The following is an 18,425-nucleotide window of genomic DNA, read 5'->3' on the forward strand; positions in this document are numbered from 1 at the left end:
GGTTATTCCTCGACCGATGAATCTACCGGGCCGGAAACTTCCGGCCTACGTGCGACCGGACGTCGCAGCACGGTCACCACTTCACACTAGACCTGTGGAGGAATTAATAAAAATGAGGATTTGTTGGGTTACACATTAGCTAAAGCTTATAGTTACGTCTGGTTCATCGCGAAAATATGGAAACCATGCGTAAGTCCTTGATGCGGCTCACATTGCGCCAGCTGCAAATATTCAATGAAGTGTGCGATCTGCGCTCCTACAGCCGCGCCGCTGAAGAAATGTCGCTGACGCAGCCCGCCGTGAGCCTACAGATCCGGCAGTTGGAAGAGCTGATTGGCCAGCCTTTGTTCGACTATGTGGGCAAAAAGCTTTACCTGACCGAGGCCGCCGAGGCGCTGCAACGCGCTAGCCTGGATATTTTCGGGCGGCTGGACAACCTCGATATGCAGCTCACCGACCTCAAGGGTTCGCTACAAGGGCAGTTAAAGCTGGCGGTGGAGTCCAGTGCGAAATATTTCGTGCCGCATCTGTTTGCTGCGTTCAGGCGCCAGTACCCCGATGTCAGCCTGCAATTGAGCGTGGTCAACCGGGCACAGGCCATCCGCCGGCTTTCAGACAATCGCGATGACCTGGTGATCATGTCCATGGTGCCGCAGGACATGGGCTTGGTGTTCACGCCATTTCTGAACAACCCCATCGTCGCGGTGGCGCCCCCTGACCATCCGCTTTGCACTCAACCGACCCTGCGCTTGCAAGACCTTGAACCCTACCCCTTGCTGGTGCGCGAACAGGGGTCGGGCACGCGCAAAGCCTGTGAGGAGTATTTCAAAGAGAAACGCGTGCACTTCAGCCAGACCCTTGAGGTGGCGTCTGGAGAGGCCCAGCGCGAGTGCGTGATTGCCGGGCTGGGCCTGGCATTGCTGACACGTCACGCCCTCAGCCGGGAGCTGGGTAGCGGCTTGCTGGTCGAACTGCCAGTGCAAGAGCTGCCGCTTTACCGTAGCTGGTGCGTGGTACAAGCCAAGGCCAGGCGCCAATCACCCGTGGCGCTGGCCTTTCAAGCCTTTATACGCAGCGAGCGGGCGCAGATCAGTGCGCTGGTTGAGCGCTTCGCTGGCCCGGCGCCGTCGCAACTTGCCAATGCTGATGTTCAGGGTAGTCGGTGATTTCCTGTAGCAGCCGCCGCTGCTCGGAGTAGCTCTCGATCGCCCGGCGAAACTCCATGCGCCGTTGATCTTCCAACTGCCGCCGGGTCTTACTGTTGACTGCCTGTTGCGAGCCATCGAAATAACGCGCCATTGCCTGTCTCCAAGTGGTCGATTACCGGAGTTGTAGCGTGCGGGGCGGCGATGACGGTTTCAGGGCAGGCAGATGAACATCCTGTTAAACCCGGTCAATCCTCGGTGGGCTTGATCGACTTGGGGGACAGGCGCAGGCTGCGCAAACTGCGTTTCACACTTTTCAGGTGGTTAACCAGCCCCGGCCCTCGAGCCATCGCCACGCCCATGGCGAGCACGTCGATGACCACCAGGTGGGCGATGCGCGAAGCCAGAGGGGTATAGATCTCGGTGTCTTCCTGCACATCGATGGCCAGGCTGATGGTGGCCAATTCCGCCAGCGGCGTTTGGCTCGGACACAGGGTCACCAAAGTGGCGCCGGTTTCGCGCACCAGGTTGGCGGTAATCAAAAGGTCTTTGGAACGACCGGACTGCGAGATGCACACGGCTACGTCTTCAGGCTTGAGGGTGACCGCCGACATCGCTTGCATGTGCGGGTCGCTATAGGCTGCAGCGGTGAGCAGCAAGCGAAAGAATTTGTGCTGGGCATCCGCCGCCACCGCCCCCGACGCGCCAAAGCCGTAAAACTCCACCCGTGGCGCGGTGGACATCGCACTGACCACCCGTTGCAAGGCAACTGGGTCGAGATGCTCGCGCACCTCCATCAAAGTGTGCAGCGTGGTATCGAAGATTTTCAGGCTGTAGTCAGCCACCGAGTCGTCTTCATGAATCGCGAACTGACCGAAGCTGGCGCCCGCTGCGAGGCTTTGCGCCAGTTTCAGCTTGAGGTCCTGGAAGCCGCTGCAACCGATGGCGCGGCAGAAGCGCACGATGGTCGGCTCGCTGATGCCCACACTGTGCGCCAGATCAGCCATGGAGCTGTGCATCACCGCCGCGGGGTCTAGCAGCACGTGCTCGGCGACCTTGAGCTCCGACTTGCGCAGCAAGTGGCGGGATTGAGTGATGTGTTGCAACAGATTCAAGGGCAGGACTCGTCAGATCTTCAGACAGAGGGTGGTTGTAGCTGGCTTGTAGTTATACTACATGCGCTCACGTGCGCCCAGTTAAACGATCAAGCTCCGTAGAACCGCAACAAAAGGCTACCGATCGTAACTGGTGTTTGCTCCAGACTCGTCGCAGCCCCTAAAATGCTTCGATGCGCGATGACCTCTCCCTTCTGCTGAACTCACTCAACGATGCCCAACGCCAGGCTGTTGCAGCCCCCGTTGGCCGTCAGTTGGTATTAGCCGGTGCCGGCTCCGGTAAAACTCGAGTGCTGGTGCACCGTATCGCTTGGTTGATCCAAGTGGTGCAGGCGTCTCCCCACTCGGTGCTATCGGTAACCTTTACCAACAAGGCCGCCGCCGAGATGCGTCATCGCATCGAGCAGCTAATGGGCCTAAACCCTGCCGGCATGTGGGTCGGGACCTTCCACGGCCTGGCGCACCGCCTGCTGCGGGCCCATTGGCAAGAAGCCAAGCTCAACCAGAACTTCCAGATCCTCGACAGCGACGATCAGCAGCGCCTGGTGAAACGTGTCATCCGCGAACTGGGCCTGGATGAACAACGCTGGCCTGCGCGCCAGGCTCAGTGGTTCATCAACGGGCAGAAAGACGAAGGCCTGCGCCCGCAACATATTCAAGCCGGTGGCGACTTGTTCCTGGCGACCATGCGCTCGATCTACGAAGCCTATGAGGCCGCCTGCCAGCGAGCCGGCGTGATCGACTTCTCCGAGCTGCTGCTGCGAGCTCTGGACCTGTGGCGCGATAACCCAAGCTTGCTCGAGCACTACCAGCGGCGCTTCAGGCATGTGCTGGTGGACGAATTCCAGGACACCAACGCCGTGCAATACGCCTGGTTGCGCCTGCTGGCCAAAGGCGGCGAGAGCCTGATGGTGGTGGGTGACGACGACCAGTCGATTTACGGCTGGCGCGGCGCCAAAATCGAGAACATCCACCAGTACTCCGCCGACTTCCCCGATTCTGAAATGATCCGCCTGGAGCAGAACTACCGCTCCACCGCTGGCATCCTGAAGGCGGCGAACGCCTTGATCGTCAATAACAGCGGGCGCTTGGGCAAAGAACTGTGGACCGACGGCAGCGAAGGCGAGCCCATCAACTTGTACGCCGCCTTTAACGAACACGATGAAGCGCGTTACGTGGTGGAAACCATCGAAAGCGCCCTGAAGACTGGCCTGGCGCGCAGCGATATCGCCATCCTCTACCGCTCCAACGCACAATCGCGGGTGCTTGAAGAAGCTTTGCTGCGCGAACGCATTCCTTACCGTATCTATGGCGGCCAGCGCTTTTTCGAACGCGCCGAAATCAAGAACGCTATGGCCTACCTGCGTCTGCTCGATGGCCGTGGCAACGATGCCGCCCTGGAACGCGTAATCAACGTGCCGCCGCGCGGCATCGGCGAAAAAACCGTTGAAGCTATCCGCGAGCACGCACGCCACGCTGAAGTCTCCATGTGGGAGTCCATGCGCCAGTTGGTGGTCAATAAAGGCCTGACCGGGCGAGCAGCGAATGCCCTGGGCGCGTTTGTCGAGCTGATCGAGAACCTGGCGGCAAAAGTAATCGAAATGCCCCTGCACTTGATGACCCAGACAGTCATCGAACAGTCCGGCCTGATTACCTACCATCAAGAAGAAAAGGGCGAAAAAGGCCAGGCGCGGGTAGAAAACCTTGAAGAACTGGTGAGCGCGGCACGCAACTTCGAAACCACCGATGCCGACGACGAGCTCACCCCTCTGGCTGCATTCCTCGGCCATGCTTCCCTCGAAGCGGGCGACGCCCAGGCTGACGAGCACGAAGACAGCGTGCAACTGATGACCTTGCACAGCGCCAAAGGCCTGGAATTCCCCTATGTGTTCCTGGTCGGCTTGGAAGAGGGCCTGTTCCCACACAAAATGAGCCTCGAAGAGCCTGGCCGCTTGGAGGAAGAGCGCCGCCTGGCGTACGTCGGCATTACCCGGGCCATGCAGAACCTGGTGATGACCTACGCGGAGACGCGGCGCTTGTACGGCAGCGAGACTTACAACAAGGTCTCGCGGTTTGTCCGGGAGATCCCAGCCGGGTTGATCCAGGAGGTTCGCCTGTCCAATAGCGTCAGCCGGCCATTCAGCGCGGGTCAACAACCGGCCAGCACGCTGTTTGCGGGTGCCAACATCCCGCAGACCCAGTTCAACCTGGGGCAACGGGTACAGCATTCGGTATTTGGCGAAGGCGTCATCCTCAACTTCGAAGGCTCTGGCGCCCAAGCCAGGGTCCAGGTGAATTTCGCCGAGGGCAGCAAGTGGCTGATGATGGGTTACGCCAAGCTGGAAGCAATCTGACCCTGGGATAAGAGCATTCGAGCAAAAAAAGGAACGGTCCTACAAGATTTGGCGATACATGCCCAGAGACCTTGTAAGGCCGTTGTGGCATCTGCGTAAAAGCTCGAAACATTATGTCGCTAGCCAGGCACGATGCACCTGTGCAACATGGCTCCCAGTGCAAACCACCAACTGGGAATAACTATGCAACGTTTTCTTAGCTTCGCCCTGGCGCTGTGTATCGGCCTGACGCTGAGCATCGACGCTAACGCCAAACGCATGGGCGGCGGCAAGAGCATGGGCGCAGCGCCTATGCACCAGACCCGCCAGGCCGCGCCTAGCACCCCGGCGGCAGCGACCGCAGCCCAGGCTGGCCGCCCGGCCGCCAGTGGCGCCTCGCGCTGGTTAGGCCCATTGGCCGGCATCGCCGCCGGTGGCCTGTTGGCGTCCATGTTCATGGGTGACGGCTTCGAGGGCATGCAGATCCTCGATATCCTGCTAATGGCCCTGATCGCCTTCGGTATCTTCAAGTTCATCCAGTCGCGCCGCCGCAAACAGCAGCCGCAGATGGCCGCTGCCGGTGGTGCACCGTACCAGCGTGAAAACTTCGAGCAGCAGCCCGCCCAGCCGTCGATTTTCGGTGGCGCCAGCGGCGCAGCTGCGGCACGCCCCGTGATCAACGCTCCGGCCTGGTTCAACGAGCAGAACTTCCTGTCTGCCGCTCGCAACCACTTCCAGACGCTGCAGCAGCACTGGGACGCCAACGAGATGGACAAGATCGCCGAGTTCGTCACGCCGCAAATGCTGGCTTCGCTGAAGCAGGAACGTGCAGACCTAGGTGATGGCTTCCAGTCCACCTATATCGACGACTTGAACGTGCAGCTCGACGGTGTCGAAGACCGCGCCGAGAAGACCATCGCTACCCTGACCTTCAGCGGCGTGGCGAAAACCTCTCGATTCGACCAGGGTGAAGTTTTCAGCGAAAGCTGGAATATGGAACGTGCCCAGGGCGAAAACCAGCCGTGGCTGGTTGCGGGTATCCGTCAAAACGGCTAACCCCTACTTGCTGCACACAGAACCCCGGCTCAGGCCGGGGTTTTGCTTTTTTGATCATTGCATCATTTTCCAGCTAATGTATAAAACGCACCGCGCACAATGCTCAGAGGACATACCCGTGGAAGAAATAATTGAACAGCTCCGTGAAGCCAACGAACCGGTCCCTGTTCCGCTGGAACTTCCCGATGAGGACCTGTTGGTCGAAATTGAAGAACAGCTGTTCATCAATATCCCGTTCGTCTTCAAGGAGTACTTGCTGACTGTCAGCGATGTTGTCTACGGCAGCCTGGAGCCGGTGACCGTCACCGACCCGCAGTCCCATACCTACCTGCCGGAAGTTTGCGCTAACGCCTGGGACATCGGCGTACCGCGTGAACTCATCCCGATCTGCCAGGACGGCGAGGACTACTACTGCGTGGAAGAAGACGGCACCGTGGTGCTGTGGTCTGGGGAAGAGGAACTGGTGACCGAAGACAGCTGGGAATCGGTATGGCACTGGGCACGGGATGTGTGGCTAGAAAGCTAAGCCCCGCGCCCCAGCCTCTTAGTGGTGGTGGGTGTCCTCATGATTCCCCAACGTCTCCAGCAGGGCGACCTGCATGCGGGTATGCACGCGGATAAACCAGCGCCAGAGCACGGCGACCACCACGGCGGCCACCACCACGATGACCAGCAGCAGTTCGGTGGTAGGCAGGATACTCGCCGACAACGCCGCCAGTAGCAGGAAGATCATCGACAGCGAGAGCAGCGGGATAACTTCGGAAATGACTCGGCGCACCCTCTGGGTATGACGCCCTGCCATTTCAGGTTTCACGCCCATTTCTGCCAGCAGCATGGAAAGCGCTTTGAGCTTGCGATAGGCCGCAATCAGGAACGGCAGCGACAACAACAGCGCGGCGCTCCAGATCGCGGCCTTTTGCCAACTGGGGTCTGCGACCCAGGCGCTCAGGTAGTTGCCGATGCGCTCGGCAAAGTAAGCGCCGCAGAAAAACACCGCGATAACCAACGCCAGATTCACCCCCACTTGCAGCAGGATGCGGCGGATCATCGAGGCCAGCAGCGCACTTTCGCCCTGGGGCTGAATGCTACGTAGCCACTCCCCATAAAGGCCAAATACCCGCGCCACCCGGGTGGGCATGATATTGGCCAGCCGATTCGATAACGGATCGGCCGCGCGGATCAAATACGGGGTCAGCAACGTGGTAATGGCCGAGACCGCTACAGCCACCGGGTAGAGAAAATCACTGGTCACCTGCAGGGTCATGCCCAGGGCAGCGATAATGAAGGAGAATTCGCCAATCTGTGACAGGCCCATACCCACCCGTAACGAGGTGCGCCCGTCATTGCCCGCAATAAAGGCGCCCACGCCGCAGGAAATCATCTTGCCGAGCACCACCGCCACCGTGATCACCGCGATGGGCCAGGCGTAATCCAGGAGGATCTGCGGGTCGATCATCAAACCAATCGCGACGAAAAAGATCGCGCTGAACATGTCGCGAATGGGCTCGATCAGCCGCTCGATTTTCACCAATTGACGCGACTCGGCCATGATCGCGCCGATCAGAAATGCGCCTAATACCATGCTGTATTCCAACTTCACCACCAGCAGGCAAAAGCCGAAACAAAGGCCCAGTACGGTCACCAAGAGCATTTCGTTACTTTCAAACTTGGCCACATACGCCAGCAAGCGTGGTACCAGCAAGATACCGATGACCAAAGCCACGACCATGAAGAGCGACAGCTTGCCCACGGTCGAAAAGACTTCACCGGAGCTCACGCTGCCGCTGACAGCGATGCCTGACAGCAAGGCTATGATGCCAATGCCCAGAATGTCTTCGACGATCAATACGCCAAATATCAACTGGGCAAAGCGCTCGTTCTTCATCTTCAGGTCATTCAATGCCTTGACGATGATCGTGGTCGAGGAAATGGCCAGAATGGCCCCCAGGAACAGGGCGTCCATGGTCGCCCAACCAAACCAGCGGCCGATTTCGTAGCCAATCCAGATCATCAGGATGATTTCCAGAAACGCTGCGATAAAAGCCGTGGCGCCGACTTTGAATAGCTTGCGCAGGCTGAACTCCAGCCCCAGGCAAAACATCAGGAAGATAACGCCGAGTTCGGCGAGGGTTTTGATGGTTTGTTCGTCGTGGATCAAGCCGAAGGGCGGGGTATGTGGGCCAATGATAAAGCCGGCCACGATGTAGCCGAGTACCACAGGCTGTTTCAGCCGGTGGAACAACACGGTCACGACCCCCGCGACCAACATGATCACCGCCAAATCCTGAATGAAACTAATGGCATGCACGGCGAAGTCTCCTTTCTGACGAAACAATGTAGGCGAGCGGCCCATTTCCCTGGACTTGCCCAGCGTAACACCGCGACACGGAATGAAAGACCGGTGCAATATGCAGAAACAGATAGCCCAAAAAGTCCGCTGAAGTGGCACGATAAGCGTGACGCAGCCGTCACGGGTGGCGTCACGGATGATTAGGGCAAGCACCGTTATAAGGTGTGTCCCACCAACACCTCTGCCTTCTACGTGAGCGCCCTATGGAACCCGGAAACGCCCAGTTATCGATGACCGTCCTGATGACCCCGGACATGGCCAACTTTTCTGGCAACGTGCATGGCGGCACGCTGCTCAAGTACCTCGATGAAGTGGCTTACGCCTGTGCCAGCCGCTATGCCGGGCGCTACGTGGTCACCCTGTCGGTGGACCAGGTGATTTTTCGCGAGCCTATCCATGTTGGCGAATTGGTGACCTTTCTGGCCTCCGTCAACTACACCGGCAATACGTCAATGGAAGTCGGCATCAAGGTGGTCACCGAGAACATTCGCGAACGCTCGGTGCGTCATACCAACAGCTGCTTCTTCACCATGGTGGCCGTGGACGACCAGCGCAAACCGGCCGCAGTGCCGGCCCTGCAGCCCACCGACGGCGAACAGAAGCGCCGCTATGTGCAGGCTCAGCAGCGCCGGCAGATACGCCAGGAGCTGGAAAAACGCTATCAGGAAATCAAGAGCGAAGCTTTATAGCCTCAAAGCGTAAACGCGGGTGCACGATGCGGTCCTGGGCTCTGACCAGTTCGAGTTCGTAACTGGCGCAGGCCTGGGTCTCCAACAGCACTTCGTGCACGGCCGCTGCGGCAAGCTCGAACGCCGCCACGGGCTCGTCACCCAACAACAAGCGCGCGAGAAACAACCCAGAGGTGAGGTCGCCTACACCCACGGGTTGGCGCGGAAACGCCAACAGAGGCCGCTGCAATAGCCAGCTGCCCTGCTCGCTCACCAGCAGCATTTCGAACTGATCCGCCGCTTTGCCGGGGTACGCCAGGTGCTTGACCAGCACCGCTTTCGGCCCGCGCGCCAGCAATGAGCGAGCCATGGCCACGCAGTCTTGCAGCGAACTCGGTGAGCGACCGCAGAAGCTGTCCAGCTCCAATTGGTTAGGGCACAACAGATCCGCCAGCGCGGCGGCCTCTTCCAATAGAAACTCGCTGACTTCCGGGGAAACGATACAACCTTTCTCCGGGTGGCCCATGACCGGGTCACACAGGTACAGCGCATTGGGGTTCTGCTCTTTGACCTGCCGCACCACCTCAAGGATCGCCCGGCCTTGAGCGGCGCTGCCAAGGTAACCACTGAGCACCGCGTCGCAATTGCCCAGCTCGCCGATAGCGGCGATGCCCTGCACTAACGCAGGAATCTGCTGAGGCGCCAACACTTCACCCGCCCACTGGCCATACTGGGTATGGTTAGAAAACTGCACAGTGTTGAGCGGCCAAACATTCACCCCCATGCGCTGCATAGGAAACACGGCAGCACCATTGCCGGCGTGGCCGAATACGACATGGGACTGAATGGCGAGCAAATGGGGCGTACGTTTCATGTAAGGATCCCGCAACAATCATGGAAAATTCTGGCGCGCAGTATGGCGCTAAACAACGTCTGTACGACAGTGTGCGCGCACGGTTAAGCTGGGCCTACTCTGTCGGAGCGCTGATCGATGTTCACCCTGGGAAATATGTTTGTGCTGATGCTGCTCGCGGCGGGTTGCGCCTGGCTATGGCACAACCACGGCTTGCGTGAAAAAGCCCTGGAGCGGGTCAAGCGCCACTGCGCATCCCTGGACCTCGAACTGCTTGACGAGAACGTCGCTTTTAAACGGCTAGCGTTCGTGCACGATGGCAAAGGCCGCAAACGCTTGGCCCGGGTGTATGGCTTCGAGTTCACGGTCACCGGCGAGCAGCGTCATCAGGGCAGCATCACGCAATTCGGGGCGCATTCGGCGCACATTGAGCTGGCCCCCTACCCCATCCAAATCCAGACTCCACCCAGCGCACACGTCGTTGAAATGAGCCAGTGGCGGCAAGAGCACAAGCGCTGGAAGCCCTAGCCTGCTTCGGCTCTACAGGCTGCGAAGCCTTCTTGCAACGCGGCCTGGGATTGCACCGAGGTGAATATCAATTCCAGACGCGTGTCGCGACGCCACTCGGTTGGTTGCCAATGCAGCGAAACACTGTCCGCAGGGATGCCTGCCACAGGTACGCCTGCCGCAGGAGTGCCTGCCACAGCATTCACTGAATACCAGCCATCGGGGCTGTGGATAACCGCCTTCGCCCTGCACCAGGGTGTTTGTTCTAGCCAGGCCGCGAGCGCCTTCAGATCGAACATTTGATTGGGGTGCCAGCGCCAGCCAATACTCCAAGCTTGAGGCTGGGCATGAACCTGGCAAATAGGCAGTTGGGGATCTGTCCACACTGTGGATAGATCCCCCATGCCATCCGCCAAAGGTAAGTTATGCACATCGGCACCGGTGTTTAGTGGCGCGGCTGTGGGTAAATCTTCTAAATTGAGCCCCTCAGCGCCGAGCCACTGGGCTCGTACTGGCGCCAATCGCGAAGTTATCCCCAGGCGCTCCTGCTCACTGAGGTCAGTAGCACGACTAACCACCACTGAGCCTGCCTGACTCAGCGCCTCGTGTTGATTATCCACAGGCCATTGCCCAAGCCGCAACGCCTCGCCATTGAGCACCATCACCAGCGGCTGCACCGCCAGCACCCCAAGCCAAGGGGCCTGATGCAATTGGTGCAGTAACGCTAACGGATGACCTAGGCCAGAGGGCTCAATGAAGATGCGCTCCGGTCGCGCTTTGCGCAGCAGCCTCGCTAGGCCGATCTGGAACGGCGCACCATTGACGCAGCAGAGGCAGCCACCAGCGACTTCACCAATTGCGATACCATCATCGGCCGTGCTCAACAGTGCAGCGTCCAAGCCAACCTGACCGAACTCGTTAACCAACACCGCCCAGCGCTCATGCGTTGGGCGTTGTTGAATCAACTGTTTGATTAGGGTCGTCTTTCCGGCTCCCAGGGGCCCGGCGATGACGTGAGTGGGGATATTCTGCAGCATGGCGTCAGGCTTATAGAGGGGGTGATTTAGATGCGATTCTGCTGCTTTCTGCTATTGATGGCCAGCACCGGCCATACTTGGGCCCAGGCATGCTTGGTCCATAGCCAGGCAGAGCGGTTGGACGTCAGGGTATGCCAGCAAAACCGTAGTATTCCGGAAAAACTCTTCCGTGAGGGCTTTTGCAAACCTGAACTGCCCGGGCAAAAGACCGAGGTGCAGACCCTCGAGCAGTGCCCAAAAGGCGCTTTCGGGGTGTGTGAAAATGCTCGGGTCGACAACCTGCCCTATCGACAAGACATCCACTATTACGGCATCACCAGCGATGCACGTTACCTCAAGCCATTCTGCGAGCAAAAAAGCCAGGGCGCCTGGCGCACGCCCTGATCTTAACGGTTAGGCAGCAGCGTCGTGCCAGGGCTCAAAGGGGTCTGCCAAAGTGAGCCAGTGTTCTTGGCCTTGGGCCAACTCCGCATCGTTGAGCAAGCAGGCATCCAGTTCCAGGCGCAGCCTGACGAAGTCGACCCCTTGGCCAATAAAGACCATTTCCTGGCGGCAGTCCCCCACCTCGTTAGCCCAAACAGCCTTGATAGCCGCAACACTTTGCTCATCTTCAGGCCAGTGTTGACGCGGCTCAAAGCGCCACCATCGGCCAGCAAAACCATGGCGCACCAGGCCACCGGCCTGCGACCAGCTGCCGGCCTCCTGGAAACGGCTCGCCAACCAAAAGAAACCTTTGGAGCGCAGTAAGTTGCCATTGCTCCACGGCTTATTCAGCCACTCATAAAAGCGCTGGGGGTGCAGGGGGCGGCGCGCCCGCCACACCGTTGAATCAATCCCATACGCCTCGGACTCCGAGACGTGCGCGCCGCGCAGCTCCTGCAACCAGCCAGGGGCTTGGGCCGCTTTGTCGAAATCAAACAACCGGGTGTCGAGAAGGCGCGCCAGGGGCACCTGGCCCATGACCATCGGGAGAATCTGCGCCGTGGCGTTCAGGCGGCGAAGGATCGCGCTCAGCTCTTCGCGCTGTGCGCTGCTGATCAGGTCGATCTTGCTGATTAGAATGACATCGGCAAATTCGACCTGCTCGATCAACAGATCGGTAATGGATCGTTCGTCTTCGTCATCCAGCACCAGACCGCGCGACGCCAGGTCCATGGCCGCCTGGAAATCAGGCAGAAAGTTGACCCCATCGACCACCGTGACCATGGTATCCAGCCGCGCGCGGTCGGCCAGGCTGCGGCCGTGCTCGTCGCGAAAGGTAAACGTCTCGGCCACCGGTAGCGGTTCAGAGATGCCCGTGGACTCAATCAGCAGGTAATCGAACCGCCCCTCGTCCGCTAAACGTCCCACTTCGAGTAACAAGTCTTCGCGCAGGGTGCAGCAGATGCACCCGTTGCTCATTTCTATCAGCTTTTCGTCTGCGCGGCTGAGGCTGACGTCGCGCTGCACTTCAGCGCCATCCAGGTTGATCTCGCTCATGTCGTTGACGATCACCGCCACGCGTAAATTTTCCCGATTACGCAGGATGTGGTTGAGCAGTGTGCTTTTGCCGGCGCCGAGAAAGCCAGACAGGACGGTAACAGGCAGGCGGTCTTGCATGATTCTTCCCTCATCGTTCACACGGGCAGCCTGGCTCACGGGGCGGAGCGGCCTTGCGCAATGTTACACTATAACATTGCTAGTGTATGAACGATTTGCTCGACCTTACTGCTGTTCCACGTGGAACATTTGCAGGCAGCGCGTCAGCTCCTGGGTTTTACCGTGCCGCAATTACTGCCTAACCAGACAGCACGCGTGTTCATGCTGCCTTTTTGCTCAGCACCAGAAGCATTGAAAGTCCCGTTAACCGTGGTCAAAAATTCGCGGTCGCTCAGGAAACGCGCCTCGCCCGCACCCCTGGCTTTAGGGCAACTGAACTGGAATTTCCAAACGTTGCCGTTGCGCTCGGTAATCCGCTGGGTGCAACCCGACTGCGGGTCTTGCAAAGGAATGTCGTTGGTCTTGACCTGCTCCGGGGTTAGGCACGAGCGGATACCCTTGCCGCCCACGGTGATGCCTTGATCGGCCAGCACTTTCTCCATGCCCGGTGCCATGGTTCTCAACTGGCCCAACATCACCTGCAGATCAGGCAATGGCTTGCCGTCCACCTGCATATTGCTTGTGGTCATTTCCCACAATCCCGGCTGCAGCATCTGCGCCTGCGCTTGGGAAACAGACAGCCCCAGCATCACTGCAACCACTGCTGGAAAGCGAATATTCATGCAGCACGCTCCTATCAAATTCGACTCAAGGTTGGGGTAAAGGGTTAGACGCCCGGCAACCTGTTCCGTTGCAGCCAGCAGTATGCAATTAAATGGGGACAACCTGGGGCCAGCGTGGTCTGCTAATTAGCCAGAACACCATTGAGAGTTAACATGGATTTGCACAGCCCGTACTTTTTCGGCTACGTCATCGGTTTGATTCACGTATTCGGGATCATCGCCGCGGTGCACGCCTTGTTTACCGTAAGAACAGCCCAAGGCGCCATCGCCTGGGCGATGCCATTACTGTTCATCCCCTACCTCGCGCTTATTCCGTACTTGGTGTTTGGCCGCAGCACGTTCGATGCGTACATCGATGCTCGGCGCCAAGCCAACCGGGAGATGCACACCGCCATCGCTGACCTGGACTGGCGCCCATGGATCGAAGAAGCCCTGGCGGCCCGCGAGTCGCTGGCGTATACGTCCCTCAGGGCCATGCCCAAACTGGGCCGCATGCCTTGCCTGGCCAATAACCGGGTCAGCTTGCTGGTCAACGGGCAAGCAACCTTTGACGCCATCCTGAGTGCGATCAGTGAAGCGCGCCAGGTGATTTTGATTCAGTTCTTTATCATCCACGACGACAACATTGGCCGTCGTCTGCAGCAAGCTCTGGTGGCGAAAGCCCGTGAGGGCGTGCAGATTTACGTCCTGTACGACCGTGTCGGTAGCCACGCCCTGCCCGGTCGCTATGTTGAAACTCTGCGCGAAGCGGGGGTGATGGTCAAAGCGTTCGCCACCCGCAGCGGCTGGCTGAACCGCTTCCAGGTCAACTTTCGCAACCACCGCAAAATCGTTGTGGTGGATGGAGTCAAAGGGTTTATCGGCGGGCATAACGTCGGTGATGAATACCTGGGCGGTAACCCTAAGCTGTCGCCGTGGCGCGACACCCATGTGGCGATCAGCGGGCCGGTGATCGCCTGTTTACAGGAGTCCTTCGCCGAAGACTGGTTCTGGGCCGCGCGTGAACTTCCGCCGCTAATCCTGCCCGACACCTATGAGGACGACGGCGTACTCTGTCAGGTCCTGGCCACCGGCCCCGCCGACCCCCAGGAAACCTGCTCGCTGTTCTTCGTTGAGGCCATTCACGCGGCTAACCACCGCGTATGGATTACCAGCCCCTATTTCATCCCCGACGAAGCGGTGTCCGCCGCCCTGCGCCTGGCGGTACTGCGGGGCGTAGACGTGCGTATCCTGCTGCCGTCCAGGCCCGATCATAAAGTTGTGTATGCCGCCTCCAGCTTGTTCGCTTTCGAGGCAGTCCGTGCAGGCGTGAGGATCTTCCGCTATACCCCAGGGTTTCTGCACCAGAAAGTGGTGCTGGTGGACCACGAGATCAGCGCCATCGGCAGCGCCAACCTGGACAACCGGTCATTCCGCCTTAACTTCGAAATCATGCTGCTGACGGTCGACAGCCGCTTCGCCAGCGAAGTTGAAAGCATGCTGGAGGCCGACTTCGCCGAGTCCAAGGAAGTCAGCATCCAAGACAGCCGGGAAACCCACCGCCTGCAAAAACTCGGGATGCGGATCGCGCGGTTGATCTCACCGATCCTGTAACCAGGGCAATGGCATATTGGGCCGATGAATTCAGGGTAATTCGCACATAACGGTAGGAATTTTCTTCTGTCGCGGCGTTGGCCAAATGGACAACCATGGGCGCCTATCCTACCGATACCAAAGGCCGCCATGAATAAGTACAACCCTATCCATTTCCCCCTGCGCCGGCTTGGCCCCAGCCGGCGCACCAGTTGCCTGACTATCAACCAACCGGGGGCCAAGCTGGCGCTGATGAACCTGCTGGATGTCGTTAGCCACGAGATCACCGATAACCAAGATCACCAGACCCACCGGCTCACCTTCAAAAGCGGTGAAGTTCTGATGATCGACGCCAAAGAATGCTGGATCAATGTCAGGGGCGCGTATGTCAGCTTCCATAGCGATGATCATTACCCACTGAGCACATTTATCGGGGACCCCATGGAGTGATGCGCCACTCACAGCCCACCCAGTGCGCGACCTGCTCCGAATCAGGGCGCCCGGCACCCATGCGGTGCGAGCATCTCGCCAACGCCAAGGCGCTCGGCCGTCACGCAAGCCTGACAAACCCCTCTAGAACGGCGCTTTCGCCTAGGGGCGCGAGGTCGCCATGGGAACTTGGCATGCTTCTCGCTACCCCTAAGGGTGTGCAGGAGCAGCCAATGCTGAGCGCACCACAATCTGAAAATGGTTGGCTAGGGTTCCGGTTCACCGCTGAGTGAATGTCTGGTCCGAGAGCTGACGACCTCTAGTTGAGGTTACACGGCGGGATAAAAGCCCGGGAGACAGACCACCCTAGATGCCTAGGTGATGCGCTGCTCCTTGTCCGTCCACCCTCAACTGGAGTCCTACCATGAGAAATTCCATTCTCTGCGCCTGCTGCGCAGCAGGCATTGCCCTGTTGACGAGCCTGTCTTCCAGCGCCGCCGCGAAGACCGACTTCAACGTGTGCTGGACGATCTACGCGGGCTGGATGCCTTGGGAGTACGCACAAGCCCAAGGCGTGATCGATAAGTGGGCCAAGAAGTACGGCATTCAGGTGAAAGTCACCCAACTCAACGACTACGTTGAGTCCATCAACCAGTACACCGCCGGCCAGTTCGATGGCTGCACCATGACCAACATGGACGCCCTGACCATCCCCGCCGCAGGCGGTGTGGATAGCACGGCGCTGATCGTCAGTGACTTCTCCAATGGCAATGACGGCATCGTGCTCAAAGGCACCGGCAAGACGATTGCTGACCTCAAGGGCATGGATGTCAACCTGGTAGAGCTGTCGGTCTCCCATTATCTGTTGGCCCGCGCCCTCGATAGCGTGGGCTTGCGGGAAAAAGACCTGAAGGTGGTCAATACCTCGGATGCGGATATCGCCGCAGCCTTCAACACCGATGACGTGCAAGCGGTCACCACCTGGAACCCCATGCTGGCGGAAATCAACGCCAAGCCCGGCGTTACCCAGGTGTTCGACTCGAGCAAAATTCCTGGCGAAATCCTCGACATGATGGTCGTCAACACCCAGACCCTCAAAGACAACCCAGCCCTGGGTAAAGCATTGACCGGTGCCTGGTTTGAAGTCATGAGCCTGATGCACGGCAAGAATGCCGCCAGCGACGCAGCATTGCAGCATATGGCCCACGCGTCCGGCACCGACCTGGCCGGGTTCAAGTCGCAGCTGGCGACCACCCAGCTGTTTTACACGGCGCAACAAGCACTCGACTTTGCCAACAGCCCCGAGTTGCCGAAAACCATGGCCAAAGTGGCCGGTTTTTCTTTCGACCACGGCCTGCTGGGGGAAGGCGCCAAGGACAGCAGTGCTGTGGGTATGAGCTTCGCCAAAGGGGCCACCCTTGGGGATAAGAGCAATATCAAACTGCGCTTTGATCCGAGCTACGTACAGATGGCCGCCGACGGCAAGCTGTAAGCAGAGGGCACACTATGCAGCTGATTAACCGGCACCCCGATCGCTCGACGCGGTTGCTCTTGGTGATCCTTCCGTTCGTGCTGTTGCTGGGCGCTTATTTCCTGGGCTCCGCACAACGGCTTACCGCCAATCCAAATGACAAACTCCTACCCAGCGCGGTGCAAATGGCCGACGCGGTCAAGCGCGTGGCCTTCACTGAGGATAAGCGCACCGGGGAGTATCTGCTGTGGCAAGACACAGCTGCCAGCCTGCAACGCCTGGCGGTTGGCCTGGGCATCAGCGCGGTGGTAGGGCTATGCCTGGGCATTGCCGCCGGCACCTTACCCCTGTTCGGTGCGACCTTATCGCCCCTCATGGTGGTGCTGTCGATGGTGCCACCCCTGGCGATCCTACCGATCCTCTTTATCGTCTTCGGCCTCGGCGAGCTGTCCAAGGTCATGCTGATCGTCATAGGTATTACACCGATCCTGGCACGGGACCTGGAACAACGGGCCACCGAGATACCGGTGGAGCTGTTGATCAAGGCCCAGACACTGGGCTCATCGACCTGGACCCTGATTCTGCGGGTCGTACTCCCGCAATTGCTGCCTCGACTGCTGATTTCCCTGCGTTTGGTGCTGGGCTCAGCCTGGCTGTTTCTGATCGCCGCAGAGGCCATCGCGGCGGAGGACGGCCTGGGCTACCGGATCTTCCTGGTGCGTCGCTACCTGGCCATGGACGTGATTCTGCCCTATGTGGTTTGGATCACCCTGTTGGCATGGCTGATGGACTGGGGGCTCAAGGCCCTGACTCGCCGTGCCTTCCCCTGGTACGAGGGGGCGCGCTCATGAGTTTTATCCAAGTCAACAATGTCTGGCAGCAGTACGGCGACCACGTGGTGCTCGAAGGCCTGAACCTGAGCATCGCCGAGGGTGAGTTTTGCACCCTGGTCGGCGCTTCGGGCTGCGGCAAATCGACCTTTTTGCGCTTGTTGCTAGGGCAGGAAAGCGCCAGCAAAGGCGAGATCCTATTGGACGGCCAACCACTCGCGGCGCAGCCCGACCCCAGCCGAGGCGTGGTGTTTCAGCGCTATTCCGTGTTCCCCCATCTCAGTGTCCTGGACAACGTAGCGCTTGGGCTGGAGCTGCCCCATGCACCGCTGATCGGGCGCCTTTTTGGGCAACGCAAACGGCTTGCTCGCCAAGAGGCCGAGCAATTGCTGTGCAAGGTGGGGCTGGGCCACGCGCTGGATAAATACCCCGCGCAGCTCTCTGGCGGCATGCAACAGCGCCTGGCCATTGCCCAAGCCTTGGTCATGAAACCGCGGGTGCTGTTGCTGGACGAGCCGTTCGGCGCCCTCGACCCGGGCATCCGCAAGGACATGCACACACTGCTGTTGGACCTATGGCGCGAGACCCGCCTGACCGTATTCATGGTCACCCATGACCTCAGTGAAGGTTTCAGCCTGGGTACCCGCTTGATGGTGTTCGACAAAGTGCGCATCGACCCCCATGCGCCTTACGCCTACGGCGCACGGATTACCTACGACTTGCCGCTCAACGCCAAGCGCACTGAGGCGCAACGGGCCTCTACCGCGCAACTGTCAGGCGTTATCAATTGATCTTGAG

Annotated in this window: 19 protein-coding genes and 1 riboswitch; of the genes, 12 read left to right on the plus strand and 7 right to left on the minus strand. The window is 59.2% G+C overall.

The genetic code is table 11. From position 1 onward, the window contains the following. The first annotated feature begins 185 nt into the window (after nucleotides 1-185). Nucleotides 186-1,166 (plus strand): LysR family transcriptional regulator, encoded by a 981-nt coding sequence (locus QCL65_RS00430; protein ID WP_407313778.1) that lies wholly within the window; start codon nucleotides 186-188, stop codon nucleotides 1,164-1,166. Here QCL65_RS00430 and QCL65_RS00435 read toward each other — a convergent pair. Together QCL65_RS00435 and hexR are read right to left on the minus strand one after the other, a co-directional pair. Further along, nucleotides 1,090-1,299: a PA3496 family putative envelope integrity protein gene (locus tag QCL65_RS00435; RefSeq protein ID WP_407313780.1), complete on the minus strand. Its 210-nt coding sequence runs from the start codon at nucleotides 1,297-1,299 to the stop codon at nucleotides 1,090-1,092. The two genes, QCL65_RS00430 and QCL65_RS00435, sit on opposite strands and share 77 nt — an antisense overlap. A gap of 94 nt (nucleotides 1,300-1,393) precedes the next feature. Next, nucleotides 1,394-2,260: a transcriptional regulator HexR gene (gene hexR / locus QCL65_RS00440; protein WP_407313783.1), complete on the minus strand. Its 867-nt coding sequence runs from the start codon at nucleotides 2,258-2,260 to the stop codon at nucleotides 1,394-1,396. A gap of 173 nt (nucleotides 2,261-2,433) precedes the next feature. Between hexR and uvrD the strand changes: the two genes are divergently transcribed. From uvrD to QCL65_RS00455, 3 genes are all read left to right on the plus strand, one after another. Further along, on the plus strand, nucleotides 2,434-4,614 hold the full coding sequence (uvrD, locus tag QCL65_RS00445; RefSeq protein WP_407313784.1) for a DNA helicase II: 2,181 nt from the start codon (nucleotides 2,434-2,436) through the stop codon (nucleotides 4,612-4,614). Between the two features lie 183 nt (nucleotides 4,615-4,797). Further along, nucleotides 4,798-5,649, plus strand: a complete 852-nt coding sequence (locus QCL65_RS00450) for a Tim44 domain-containing protein (RefSeq protein ID WP_407313786.1) — start codon at nucleotides 4,798-4,800, stop codon at nucleotides 5,647-5,649. Nucleotides 5,650-5,767: 118 nt separating this feature from the next. Then, nucleotides 5,768-6,175, plus strand: coding sequence for an SMI1/KNR4 family protein (locus QCL65_RS00455; protein WP_407313788.1), 408 nt, complete (start codon nucleotides 5,768-5,770; stop codon nucleotides 6,173-6,175). A gap of 18 nt (nucleotides 6,176-6,193) precedes the next feature. Here the strand turns inward: QCL65_RS00455 and QCL65_RS00460 are convergent, their stop codons facing one another. Beyond that, nucleotides 6,194-7,957, minus strand: coding sequence for a cation:proton antiporter (locus QCL65_RS00460; RefSeq protein WP_407313790.1), 1,764 nt, complete (start codon nucleotides 7,955-7,957; stop codon nucleotides 6,194-6,196). Nucleotides 7,958-8,202: 245 nt separating this feature from the next. Between QCL65_RS00460 and QCL65_RS00465 the strand changes: the two genes are divergently transcribed. Further along, nucleotides 8,203-8,688, plus strand: a complete 486-nt coding sequence (locus tag QCL65_RS00465) for an acyl-CoA thioesterase (RefSeq protein ID WP_407313792.1) — start codon at nucleotides 8,203-8,205, stop codon at nucleotides 8,686-8,688. Here the strand turns inward: QCL65_RS00465 and pdxY are convergent. Continuing rightward, complete coding sequence (gene pdxY, locus QCL65_RS00470; protein ID WP_407313794.1) at nucleotides 8,669-9,541, minus strand: pyridoxal kinase PdxY; 873 nt, start codon at nucleotides 9,539-9,541, stop codon at nucleotides 8,669-8,671. The genes QCL65_RS00465 and pdxY overlap by 20 nt on opposite strands. A gap of 117 nt (nucleotides 9,542-9,658) precedes the next feature. Between pdxY and QCL65_RS00475 the strand changes: the two genes are divergently transcribed. Then, on the plus strand, nucleotides 9,659-10,048 hold the full coding sequence (locus QCL65_RS00475) for a DUF3301 domain-containing protein (protein WP_407313796.1): 390 nt from the start codon (nucleotides 9,659-9,661) through the stop codon (nucleotides 10,046-10,048). Here the strand turns inward: QCL65_RS00475 and QCL65_RS00480 are convergent. After that, entirely contained in the window at nucleotides 10,045-11,064 is a 1,020-nt protein-coding gene (locus QCL65_RS00480; RefSeq protein WP_407313798.1) for a CobW family GTP-binding protein, read from the minus strand. The genes QCL65_RS00475 and QCL65_RS00480 overlap by 4 nt on opposite strands. A gap of 30 nt (nucleotides 11,065-11,094) precedes the next feature. On the opposite strand from QCL65_RS00480, the gene QCL65_RS00485 reads away from it, so the two are divergent. Continuing rightward, nucleotides 11,095-11,448, plus strand: coding sequence for an NADH:ubiquinone oxidoreductase (locus tag QCL65_RS00485; protein WP_407313800.1), 354 nt, complete (start codon nucleotides 11,095-11,097; stop codon nucleotides 11,446-11,448). Nucleotides 11,449-11,457: 9 nt separating this feature from the next. On the opposite strand, the gene zigA is transcribed toward QCL65_RS00485, so the two are convergent. Together zigA and QCL65_RS00495 are read right to left on the minus strand one after the other, a co-directional pair. Beyond that, a complete protein-coding gene (gene zigA / locus QCL65_RS00490) occupies nucleotides 11,458-12,663 on the minus strand; it encodes a zinc metallochaperone GTPase ZigA (RefSeq protein WP_407313802.1) in 1,206 nt (401 codons plus the stop codon). Between the two features lie 143 nt (nucleotides 12,664-12,806). After that, nucleotides 12,807-13,325 carry a DUF3617 domain-containing protein gene (locus tag QCL65_RS00495; protein ID WP_407313804.1) on the minus strand — a complete coding sequence of 173 codons (519 nt, stop codon included), beginning with the start codon at nucleotides 13,323-13,325 and terminating at the stop codon, nucleotides 12,807-12,809. Between the two features lie 153 nt (nucleotides 13,326-13,478). Here QCL65_RS00495 and cls point away from each other — a divergent pair, with 153 nt between their 5' ends. From cls to QCL65_RS00520, 5 genes are all read left to right on the plus strand, one after another. Then, nucleotides 13,479-14,918, plus strand: coding sequence for a cardiolipin synthase (gene cls / locus QCL65_RS00500; protein ID WP_407313806.1), 1,440 nt, complete (start codon nucleotides 13,479-13,481; stop codon nucleotides 14,916-14,918). Between the two features lie 129 nt (nucleotides 14,919-15,047). Then, complete coding sequence (locus QCL65_RS00505; RefSeq protein ID WP_407313808.1) at nucleotides 15,048-15,347, plus strand: hypothetical protein; 300 nt, start codon at nucleotides 15,048-15,050, stop codon at nucleotides 15,345-15,347. A 234-nt stretch (nucleotides 15,348-15,581) separates the two neighbouring features. Further along, nucleotides 15,582-15,684: riboswitch (guanidine-I (ykkC/yxkD leader) on the plus strand. A 66-nt stretch (nucleotides 15,685-15,750) separates the two neighbouring features. Further along, nucleotides 15,751-16,818, plus strand: a complete 1,068-nt coding sequence (locus QCL65_RS00510; protein WP_407313810.1) for a putative urea ABC transporter substrate-binding protein — start codon at nucleotides 15,751-15,753, stop codon at nucleotides 16,816-16,818. Nucleotides 16,819-16,832: 14 nt separating this feature from the next. Next, entirely contained in the window at nucleotides 16,833-17,648 is an 816-nt protein-coding gene (locus QCL65_RS00515) for an ABC transporter permease (protein ID WP_407313812.1), read from the plus strand. Beyond that, nucleotides 17,645-18,418, plus strand: coding sequence for an ABC transporter ATP-binding protein (locus QCL65_RS00520; protein ID WP_407313814.1), 774 nt, complete (start codon nucleotides 17,645-17,647; stop codon nucleotides 18,416-18,418). Before QCL65_RS00515 ends, QCL65_RS00520 begins: the two co-directional genes overlap by 4 nt. Nucleotides 18,419-18,425 lie beyond the last annotated feature (7 nt).

The sequence above is a fragment of the Pseudomonas sp. nanlin1 genome (assembly GCF_045571515.1).
Lineage (GTDB): Bacteria > Pseudomonadota > Gammaproteobacteria > Pseudomonadales > Pseudomonadaceae > Aquipseudomonas.

What these genes read in the sequence shown, in the direction of transcription:
- QCL65_RS00485 (WP_407313800.1), top strand. Translation starts at nt 11,095, where the DNA reads ATGCGATTCTGCTGCTTTCTGCTATTGATGGCCAGCACCGGCCATACT.
- QCL65_RS00520 (WP_407313814.1), top strand. Translation starts at nt 17,645, where the DNA reads ATGAGTTTTATCCAAGTCAACAATGTCTGGCAGCAGTACGGCGACCAC.
- QCL65_RS00435 (WP_407313780.1), bottom strand. Translation starts at nt 1,299, where the DNA reads ATGGCGCGTTATTTCGATGGCTCGCAACAGGCAGTCAACAGTAAGACC.
- QCL65_RS00510 (WP_407313810.1), top strand. Translation starts at nt 15,751, where the DNA reads ATGAGAAATTCCATTCTCTGCGCCTGCTGCGCAGCAGGCATTGCCCTG.
- QCL65_RS00505 (WP_407313808.1), top strand. Translation starts at nt 15,048, where the DNA reads ATGAATAAGTACAACCCTATCCATTTCCCCCTGCGCCGGCTTGGCCCC.
- pdxY (WP_407313794.1), bottom strand. Translation starts at nt 9,541, where the DNA reads ATGAAACGTACGCCCCATTTGCTCGCCATTCAGTCCCATGTCGTATTC.
- QCL65_RS00515 (WP_407313812.1), top strand. Translation starts at nt 16,833, where the DNA reads ATGCAGCTGATTAACCGGCACCCCGATCGCTCGACGCGGTTGCTCTTG.
- uvrD (WP_407313784.1), top strand. Translation starts at nt 2,434, where the DNA reads ATGCGCGATGACCTCTCCCTTCTGCTGAACTCACTCAACGATGCCCAA.
- QCL65_RS00430 (WP_407313778.1), top strand. Translation starts at nt 186, where the DNA reads ATGCGTAAGTCCTTGATGCGGCTCACATTGCGCCAGCTGCAAATATTC.
- QCL65_RS00495 (WP_407313804.1), bottom strand. Translation starts at nt 13,325, where the DNA reads ATGAATATTCGCTTTCCAGCAGTGGTTGCAGTGATGCTGGGGCTGTCT.
- QCL65_RS00475 (WP_407313796.1), top strand. Translation starts at nt 9,659, where the DNA reads ATGTTCACCCTGGGAAATATGTTTGTGCTGATGCTGCTCGCGGCGGGT.
- QCL65_RS00480 (WP_407313798.1), bottom strand. Translation starts at nt 11,064, where the DNA reads ATGCTGCAGAATATCCCCACTCACGTCATCGCCGGGCCCCTGGGAGCC.
- QCL65_RS00450 (WP_407313786.1), top strand. Translation starts at nt 4,798, where the DNA reads ATGCAACGTTTTCTTAGCTTCGCCCTGGCGCTGTGTATCGGCCTGACG.
- zigA (WP_407313802.1), bottom strand. Translation starts at nt 12,663, where the DNA reads ATGCAAGACCGCCTGCCTGTTACCGTCCTGTCTGGCTTTCTCGGCGCC.
- QCL65_RS00465 (WP_407313792.1), top strand. Translation starts at nt 8,203, where the DNA reads ATGGAACCCGGAAACGCCCAGTTATCGATGACCGTCCTGATGACCCCG.
- cls (WP_407313806.1), top strand. Translation starts at nt 13,479, where the DNA reads ATGGATTTGCACAGCCCGTACTTTTTCGGCTACGTCATCGGTTTGATT.